General features: G+C 69.9%; 8 protein-coding genes. 2 read left to right on the top strand and 6 right to left on the bottom strand.

All coding sequences use genetic code 11. The annotated features are described in order from the left end of the window. Positions 1-65 precede the first annotated feature (65 nt). The gene (locus tag QSG27_RS25670) at positions 66-1,178 is read right to left on the bottom strand and encodes an AI-2E family transporter (protein ID WP_306711192.1); all 1,113 of its coding nucleotides are present in this window, start codon (positions 1,176-1,178) and stop codon (positions 66-68) included. Between the two features lie 126 nt (positions 1,179-1,304). Between QSG27_RS25670 and QSG27_RS25675 the strand changes: the two genes are divergently transcribed. Further along, the gene (locus QSG27_RS25675) at positions 1,305-1,835 is read left to right on the top strand and encodes a CreA family protein (protein WP_306711194.1); all 531 of its coding nucleotides are present in this window, start codon (positions 1,305-1,307) and stop codon (positions 1,833-1,835) included. Between the two features lie 292 nt (positions 1,836-2,127). Here QSG27_RS25675 and QSG27_RS25680 read toward each other — a convergent pair whose 3' ends face one another. Further along, positions 2,128-3,189 carry an AbrB family transcriptional regulator gene (locus tag QSG27_RS25680; protein ID WP_306711196.1) on the bottom strand — a complete coding sequence of 354 codons (1,062 nt, stop codon included), beginning with the start codon at positions 3,187-3,189 and terminating at the stop codon, positions 2,128-2,130. Between the two features lie 19 nt (positions 3,190-3,208). After that, complete coding sequence (locus QSG27_RS25685; RefSeq protein WP_306711198.1) at positions 3,209-4,159, bottom strand: M14 family metallopeptidase; 951 nt, start codon at positions 4,157-4,159, stop codon at positions 3,209-3,211. 256 nt (positions 4,160-4,415) lie between these two features. Between QSG27_RS25685 and QSG27_RS25690 the strand changes: the two genes are divergently transcribed. After that, positions 4,416-5,282 carry an N-formylglutamate amidohydrolase gene (locus QSG27_RS25690; protein ID WP_306711200.1) on the top strand — a complete coding sequence of 289 codons (867 nt, stop codon included), beginning with the start codon at positions 4,416-4,418 and terminating at the stop codon, positions 5,280-5,282. Positions 5,283-5,307: 25 nt separating this feature from the next. On the opposite strand, the gene QSG27_RS25695 is transcribed toward QSG27_RS25690, so the two are convergent. The 3 genes from QSG27_RS25695 to QSG27_RS25705 all read right to left on the bottom strand — a co-directional run. After that, complete coding sequence (locus QSG27_RS25695; RefSeq protein WP_306711202.1) at positions 5,308-6,162, bottom strand: NAD kinase; 855 nt, start codon at positions 6,160-6,162, stop codon at positions 5,308-5,310. A 126-nt stretch (positions 6,163-6,288) separates the two neighbouring features. Further along, positions 6,289-7,314 (bottom strand): GTP 3',8-cyclase MoaA, encoded by a 1,026-nt coding sequence (gene moaA, locus QSG27_RS25700; protein WP_306711204.1) that lies wholly within the window; start codon positions 7,312-7,314, stop codon positions 6,289-6,291. A 195-nt stretch (positions 7,315-7,509) separates the two neighbouring features. Continuing rightward, on the bottom strand, positions 7,510-8,889 hold a 1,380-nt coding region (locus tag QSG27_RS25705), incomplete at its 5' end, for a 4Fe-4S binding protein (protein WP_306711206.1).

Below are 8,889 nucleotides of genomic sequence, written 5' to 3' on the forward strand. Positions count from 1 at the left end.
GCCGCAACTCCTGCCGGTCGATCACTCTCGGACCATGCCACGGCGCCGCTGCCGGGGCCAGAGCTTCAGCCCAGCAGGGCGCCGAAGGGCTTCATCGGCTCGTGCGCGTCGAACAGGATCTTCAGGATCGCCAGGATCGGCACCGCCAGCAGCGCGCCGGGAATGCCCCACATCCAGCCCCAGAACAGGATCGACACGAACACCGCGATGGGGTTCAGCGCCAGCCGCCGCCCGACGATCATCGGGGTCAGGAAGTTGCCCTCCAGCATGGTCAGCGCCACGAAGGTCAGCGGCGGGCCGAAGATGTGGACGCCCCCCTCGAAGCTGAGCGCCGAAACCAGGAACAGCACCGCCGTCATCACCGCCGGGCCGATGAAGGGCACGTAGTTGATGAGCCCCGCCAAAGTCCCCCACAGCGCCGCGTTCGGCACCCCCCACAGCCACATCGCCAGCGCGGTGGCGATGCCGAGGCAAAAGTTGATGACGGTGATGGTCGCCAGATAGGCGGCGATGTTCTGCTGCACCGTGGCCGCGACCATGGCGTAATGAACGCGGTCGTCCACGCTGCGCATCGTGCCGATCAGCGCCTCCAGGCTCTGCCGCCCGCGGGCCAGGAAGAAATAGAGCAGCACCTGCAGGATCACCACGTTGGCGATCACCGCTTCCGCCTGGTGCAGCACCTGTTCGGCCAGCGACGGGCCGCGCACCACCACCTCCCGCGCCGCGCCGTTGCGGTCGGCGGCCATTTGCTCGATCTGGCGGGAGGCTTCGCGGGCGCGCTCGATCCCTTCGCGGATGTCGCCCAGCTTGAACTCCAGCTCGTTCACCACGCGGGGCATGCGGTTGACCCATGCGGTGGCCGGGGTCGCCAGCGCGTACATGGTTCCCAGCCCGGCGCCGAACACCAGGATCACCATCACCGCCGCCCCCAGCGCCTCCGGCAGGCCGAGCCGGTAGAGGCCGCGCACGCAGGGCCGCAGCAGAAGGCTGAGAATCAACGCCAGCATGATCGGCAGCAGCACGTCGCGCCCGAAATACAGCGTGAACAGCAGCGCGATGACGAACAGACCCACCACCGCCACCCGCATCGGGTCGCGGGGGTTCCGGGCCGGGGGCAGGGGGTCTGTCACCGGCTCCGGCGGCGGGCTCAGGGGTGGGTCGATGGTGCGGTCGCTCATCGGGGGCAGGCACTCCAACGCGGGCCGGGCGGGCGCTTGACGGCGCCGGACACCCATCCGATTTAGGGGTATTGCAGGACCGCGCCCGCCGCGGCCCCCGCTTCGCGATGACCGGAGTTCCACGAGATGCGCAGCCCGTTCCCCTCGATAAACATCCGCCGCGGCCTGATGGTCCTGGCGCTTTCCGTGCTGCCACCGATGGTGGCTCCGGCGGCGCTGGCCGACGACCTGATCGTCGGGCGCTTTTCCAACGACTGGACCGGCAACGGGCTTCAGGTGCAGGCGGTCGAGGACCCGAAGGTGAAGGGCGTCACCTGCCATCTGGTCGATTTCGACCGCAGCGTGCTCGACCGGCTGACCAAGGGGAACTGGTTCGAGGACCCGTCGAACGCCTCCATCGCCTGCCGGCGCACCGGGCCGCTGGTGATCGGCGACATCGAGCTGTCGCAGAAGGGCGAGGAGGTCTTTTCCGAGCGCAAGAGCCTGATCTTCAAGTCCATCGCCATCCGCCGCATCTACGACCGGGTGAACGACACGCTGATCTACGTGGTCTACAGCCGGCAGGTGAAGGACGCCTCGGCGAAGATGTCCATCTCCAGCGTGCCGCTGATCGACACGAACCCCCAGTGGGAAAAGGGTAAGCCCGCCGTGAAATGATCGGATGACTTGCAATCCGGAGCGCGTGGCCCCATCATCAGGCTTGGGAGGCAGGGGCCCTTTTTCCCCGCCTCCCGGCCCGATCACTGCCGGTTCAGAAGATCAAGGATTGCCTTGACGATCTGAAGCAGCAGGATCAGGAGACTGAGGATTTCCTTCATCCTCCAGGCTTCCTTGTTGAGCGGCGGGGTGGTGGCGCTCCACCACCCGTTCGCGCCTCCACCTCGCACGGCGTGCGAGATGGGCGCAACGGAAGCTCCACACATGCGTGTGCGGCGAAAGGGCCGGGCCGTCAGGGTTTTCCGCGGCGGGAACGCCACTTGCGCCACAGCAGATAGCAGCCCGGCGCCAGCGTCACGATCAGGATGATGCGCACCATGTGGTGGGTGGCGACCAGCGCCACGTCGATGTTCAGCGCCAGCGCCACCAGCGTCATTTCCGCCAGCCCGCCCGGTGCGAAGGCGAGGATCAGCGCGGCGAGGCCCAGCCCCGTCGCCTCGTCCACCATCCAGGCCGCCGCCGTGGTGACCAGAAGCATGAGCCCGGTCAGCCCCACCGCGGTCAGGCCGTCGCGCCCGATGCGGCTGACTTTCAAGCCGGTGAAACGGCAGCCCAGCGACGCCCCGATCACCACCTGCGCCGCGCCGACCAGCAGGCCCGGCGGCTTTCCCTCGGTCAGCCCGGCGAGGTGGATCGCCGCGGACAGCAGCATCGGCCCGACGATCTGCGCGGCGGGGATGCGCAGCAGCTTCGCCAGGGGATAGCCCAGCGCGCAGGCCGACAGCAGCGCCACATCCAGCGGCGCGAGCGACAGCAGCGGCGGTCCCAGCGCGCCGCGGCGGGCCGGGTCGTAGAGTCCCAAAGCCTGGAAGGCGAAGGGGATGACGAGGACGACCAGCATCACGCGCAGCGCGTGGGACAGCGCCATGGTCCGGCTGTCGCCGCCCATCCGGGTGCCCACCATCACCATCTCGTTCAGCCCGCCGGGTGTCGCGGTGAAGAAGGCGGTCGGCGGGTCCAGCCGGGCCGAGCGCCGCAGATACTGCACCCCGACCGTGGTCGCCAGCACCAGATAGACGGCAAGCCCGCTCAGCGACAGGCTCCATTCGCCGAGCCGGCCCAGGATGTCCGGGGTGAAGCCGCTGCCCAGCATGACGCCGAGGATCATCACCATGGCGTTGCGCAGCGCCTTCGGCACATGCAGAGCCACACCGGCCATCGCGGCGGCGGTGGTGACGGTCATGGCCCCGATCATCCAGGCCAGCGGCAGATGGAAATAGCTGAACAGCGCACCTCCCGCCGTCCCCAGCGCGAGGGCGAGCGCGAAGGGCCGAAGCCCCGGTCCGATGGTCATGCCGCTCGCCGCGCCCGGTTCACGGAACGATCCGCCCCAGCCGGACGGCGGTCTGTCCGGTCTTCGGGCGCCGCGCCGGCATGATGAGGACGCAGTCGTCGTAGGGCGTCACGATCCGGCGGTTGCCGTCGCGGCCCAGGACCGTCCCGGCGCGCGGGATGACCTCCATCCCCACATAGGGCTGGTCGAAAAAGAACTCGTCGGTCTCCGCCGTCACCGCCTCGGTCACCTCGACGGTGTGTTGCGGTTCGGGGTGGGGGCGGATGTGGCGGTCGGCCAGCGAGGGGTCGATCATCTCCTGGGCCAGCAGGAAGCGCATGCAGCTTTCCAGCGCGACCAGCGCCGTTTCGGTCCGCCAGTGCTGGCCGCATTCGACCAGGATCGCCGTGCGCCGCCCGTCCGCTTCGGCGAAACCGGCATAGTCAATGACCCGCCGCCCCGCCGCGTGCCCCTCGTCCGCGACGGTCCAGGCCGGGAAGCCGAGCCGCCGGGCCAGGGCACGGGCGCGGTCCGTCCGCCCGCAGAGCGTCAGCGGCGGGGTGTCCGCGGTCATGGAATGCAGGTCCAGGACGACGTCCGCCGCGTCGAACACCGGGCGCAGTTGCCGGGCGCGGCGCAGCTCCGCGCTGTCGCGGGGACCGTCCAGCACGTCGGGCGACCAGACGCGGTTCATGTCCTCGTCCACGAAGCGGGAGGCGTAGGGCCGCTCCGCGTCGAAGCTCTGGTAGGCGGCGGTGTTGGCGAAGACCAGAGTCAGCCGCCCGCGGGCGGGTCTGACCCCCATCCGGAACAGCCGGTCCATCGCCACCGCACCGCCGATCTCGTTGCCGTGGATCAACGACACGATGACCGCGTGAGGGCCGGGCCGTCCGGACTCCAGCGTGGTGACGTGGTCGATGCCGGTGTTGCCGCGGCGGTAGGCGCCGATGTCCGGCGGCGTCAGTTCGATCGGTGGCAGGGATTCGGTCAAGCGGATCTCGCGTTTGCGGGGCGGGCAGTTGCCGGGCGCTCTCGCCGAATGGTCAGTATGGCGGAGAGTCCGGCGGTGCGCCAGTCCCGCCATTTCCCATGCCCGTCATGTCCTTAGCCTTACCGGTGTATGACGGTTTTTGGTCGACGGCCACCCGGCCTTCGTCTATACCCGAATCCATCCGCCGCAGCGCCGTGCTATGCCGTCCGGGCAGGTGCCACGGTCCACCGGCGCAGTTGGGACACCGGGGTCAGCCATGAGTTTCGTGATCGAGGACGTGCTCGTCCGCAACGATCCGATCATCCCGCGCCTGCCGGTGTTCTTCGATTCACCGCACAGCGGCACCGTGTACCCGCGCGATTTCGCCTTCGTCTGCCCGCTGTCCACTCTGCGGCAGGCCGAGGACACCCATGTGGACGAGTTGTTCGCCCACGCGCCGGAGCATGGGGCGACCCTGCTCTGCGCCCTGTTCCCGCGCACCTACATCGACGCGAACCGGGCCATCGACGACATCGACCCGGCGCTTCTCGACGGGCGCTGGCCCGACCCGCTGCGCCCGACGGAGAAGAGTGCGGCGGGTATGGGGCTGATCCGCACCCTGGTCCGTCCGGGGATGCCGCTCTATGACGGGCGTCTGTCCGTGGCCGGGGTGGCGGAGCGCATCGACCGCTATTACCGCCCCTATCATTTCCAGGTCGCCAGCGTGATCGACGATCTGGCCGCGCGGTTCGGCGCCGTCTGGCACATCGACTGCCATTCCATGCCCTCCGCGGTCGGGCCGGGAGCGGCGCAGAAGCTGGGGATGGATTTCGTGCTGGGCGACCGCGACGGAACCACCTGCGAACCGGGCTTCACCGCCCTGGTGGAGGAGGTGCTGACCGGGCTCGGCTACACGGTCGTGCGGAACCATCCCTTCAAGGGGGTGGAACTGGTGTCCCGCTACGCCAACCCGGCGCGGGGCCGCCATTCGCTTCAACTGGAGATCAACCGGCGCCTTTACATGAACGAGGACACGCTGGAGCGGAACGAGGGCTTCGCCCGGCTTCAGGCCGACCTGACCACCCTGACCCGCCGCATCTGCGCCCATGCGGAGGCCGGCACCGCGCGCCGCGCCGCCGAGTAGGCGGCAGGGCCGGGCGGGCGCGCCGTCACGGCGAAAACTGTTCCTTCAGAATCCGCTCTTCGAAGTTCAGCTCCGGGTCGAACAGCAGGGTCAGCGCGACGTCGCGCGCCTCCTCCACGTCCACGCGGATGACCTCGCGCACCTCGGTCGAGTCGGCGACCGCGCTGACCGGGCGCTTGGCCTCCTCCAGGATGTCCACGGTGATCTTGGCGGTGTGGGGCAGCAGCGCGCCGCGCCAGCGCCGCGGGCGGAAGGAACTGATGGGGGTCAGCGCCAGCACGCCGGCGCCCAGCGGGATGATCGGGCCGTGGGCGGACAGGTTGTAGGCGGTGCTGCCGGCGGGGGTGGCGACCAGAACGCCGTCGCAGATCAGCTCCGGCAGGCGGACGACTCCGTCCACGGTGATGCGCAGCTTCGACGCCTGCCGGGTCTCGCGCAGCATCGACACCTCGTTGATGCCCAGCGCCTCCACCTGCTCGCCGTTGCAACGGGTGGCCTTCATGCGCAGGGGATGCAGCGTGACGCTCTGGGCGCTGGCCAGCCGCTCGGCCAGCCCGTCCTCGCGGAAGACGTTCAGCAGGAAGCCGACCGACCCGCGGTTCATGCCATAGACCGGCGGCGGGTTCCGCCCGTCGCGCTTGAGCGCGCGGTGCAGCGTTTCCAGCAGGAAGCCGTCGCCGCCCAGCGCCACGATGATGTCGGCGTCCTCCAGCGGCGCGTTGCCGTAGCGGTGGACCAGCCGGGTGCGCGCCCGCATCGCCTCTTCCGTGTTCGCCGCGCAGAAGGCGATGCGGAGGTCGGCGGGCTTGCGGGCCGTGGGGTCGGGCGCCAGCGGGTCCAGCGTCGGATCGGCGGGCAACTTGGCGGCGGTTTCGGTCATGTCTCGGGGACCATAGCGCAGGATGCCCGGATGCAGAAGGCCGCTGCGGTCATAGGGCGGGGGTGTTGCCCGTCATGTCCCTCTTCCGGGGCGGGAGAGGGATTGGGGCAGCACCGGCGCGGTCGGTCATCCGCCGGTCACGCTCATGTGGCGGGGCACCGCCGGGCCTTTGTGGCGGCGGTCGATGATGAAGTCGTGGCCCTTGGGCTTGCGGGCGACGGCGTCGCGCACCGCCTGGACCAGCAGTCCGTCGTCGTCGCTGAGGCGCAGCGGGGTGCGCAGGTCGGCCGCGTCCTCCTGCCCCAGGCACATGAAGAGCGTGCCGGTGCAGGTCAGCCGCACGCGGTTGCAACTTTCGCAGAAATTGTGGGTCAGCGGCGTGATGAAGCCGATGCGCCCGCCGGTTTCCGCCACCCGCACGTAGCGGGCCGGGCCGCCGGTGCGGTAGTCGATCTCGTCGAGCGTCCAGCGCTTCGCCAGCTCCGCCCGCACCAGGCTGAGCGGCAGATACTGGTCGAGCCGCGCCTCGTCGCCGATCTCGCCCATCGGCATGACCTCGATGAAGGTCAGGTCGAAGCCCTGCTCGCCGCACCAGCCGACCAGCCGGTGAAACTCGTCGTCGTTCACGCCCTTCAGCGCGACCGTGTTGATCTTGACCTGGAGGCCAGCCTCCTTCGCCGCCTGGAGCCCGCCCAGCACCTTGTCCAGCCGGCCCCAGCGGGTGATCGCCTGGAACTTGTGGGGGTCGAGCGTGTCCAGCGACACGTTGATCCGGCGCACCCCGGCCTCCACCAGATCGCCGGCATACTTGAACAGCATCGTGCCGTTGGTGGTCAAGGTCAGTTCGTCCAGATCGCCGGCCTTCACATGGCGGCCCAGGCTGTGGATCAGCTCGTGGATGCCCTTGCGGACCAGCGGCTCGCCGCCGGTCAGGCGCAGCTTGCGGGTGCCCAGCTTCACGAAGGCGGAGCAGACGCGGTCGATCTCCTCCAGCGTCAGCACCTCCGCCTTGGGCAGGAAGCTCATGTCCTCCGCCATGCAGTAGACGCAGCGGAGGTCGCAGCGGTCGGTGACGGACACGCGCAGATAGCTGACGGTCCGCCCGAAGGGGTCGACGAGCGGGGCGGGAGCGGTCGGCGGAACGGTCGTCATCGGCGGGCTTCTCCCCAGGGGGGTCCGTATCGTGCAGTCCGGGCGGCGATTATGACGCCGAACCCGGTCCTGATATATAGGTCCGAGTTGCGGATTTTTCGCCACCTGGAATTTCAGGCGCAGGAGACCATGGAGCGCGGCGCCGGGACTTGACGGGGATCAATTCCGACGCCGCGGAGCGTTTTGCCGGGCTGGTCAGTGGATGCTGTCGCCGCCCGGGCCGCCATCCTTGCCATTCTGCGCCTCTTCCCGCTCGCGCAGATAGTCGTCGGTCGTGCGCGGCGCGCGGGGGGCGCCCAGCGCGAAGGGCGAATCGCCCCGCTCGAACTGGTCCACGACGCGGCAGTCGCCGCACATGCGCATGCGGTCGGCGGCCTCCGGCGTGGTGAACATGGCGTGCCGCCCGGCCAGCACCGCGACGATCTTGTCGATGGAGGATTTGGTGGCGAAGGGCTTGCCGCACTTGATGCAGCAGAAGGGCTCCTCCTCCTTCAGCACCTTGGCGCCGCGGGCGCCGTCGCGGAAGTCGATTTCCGGGACCAGCGTGATGACCTTCTCCGGACAGGTGGTCTTGCACAGGCCGCACTGCACGCAGGCGTCCTGGGAGAAGGAGAGCATCGGCTTGTCGGCGTTGTCGAGCAGCGCCCCGGTCGGGCAGGCCCCGACGCAGGACAGGCAGAGCGTGCAGCCCTCCGCCATCACCTGCACCCGCCCGAAGGGGGCGCCCGGCGGCAGCGGCAGGACCTCCACCGGCTCCGGCGCGACCTTGTGCAGGTGGCGCAGCGCCAGCATGGTGACGGTGCGCTTGCCGCCCATCGGCAGGAAGGCGCCGGCGGCGGGGGCGTCGCCGCGCGGCAGGCTCCACAGCTCCGCGGCCACCGCGTCGGGGTCCTGCGCGTCGATGATCGACACCCGGCCCGAGCCGTAGCCCAGCCCCGCCATAGCCGTCTCGGCCAGCCCGATCTGGCTGGCGAGGCCGGCGGTCTCGCCCGCGTTGCCCGGCCCCACCAGAACGCGCACCCGCGCCGCGCCGTAGGCCAGCGCCGCCGCGAACACGTCGAAGCCGAGCTGCGTCACCTCGTTCACCGCGAAGGGCAGCACGCGGGCCGGCAGGCCGCGCCCGTACCGCGCGATCAGCGAGATCATCTCGTCGCCGTGCCGCGGGTCGTGGACCAGCAGAACCGGTTCCGCCCCACCGGCCTTGGCGTAGGAGGAGAGCAGCGTGCGCAGCCGCTCGTAGACGGTCTGGAGCGGCGGCAGGGCGTAGGTGCTGGCCCCCGTCGGGCAGACCGACGCGCAGGAGCCGCAGCCGGCGCAGACGTGCGGGTCGATGGCCACATGGTCGCCGTTCGGCGTGATGGCGCCGGTCGGGCAGACCTCCAGGCAGCGGGTGCAGCCGGTCTTGCGGCTGCGCGAATGGGCGCAGAGGTCGGCCTTGAAGTCGATGTAACGCGGCTTCTCGAACTCGCCGACCAGTTCGGCGGCCTCGAACACCGCCTTGGCGACGGCGGCGGGGCTGTCCGGGTCGGGGCGCAGGTAGCCGTCGCGCTTGCCGTGCGCGGGGAACAGCGGCGC

The sequence above is a fragment of the Azospirillum isscasi genome (assembly GCF_030849505.1).
In the GTDB taxonomy this organism is placed as follows: domain Bacteria; phylum Pseudomonadota; class Alphaproteobacteria; order Azospirillales; family Azospirillaceae; genus Azospirillum; species Azospirillum isscasi.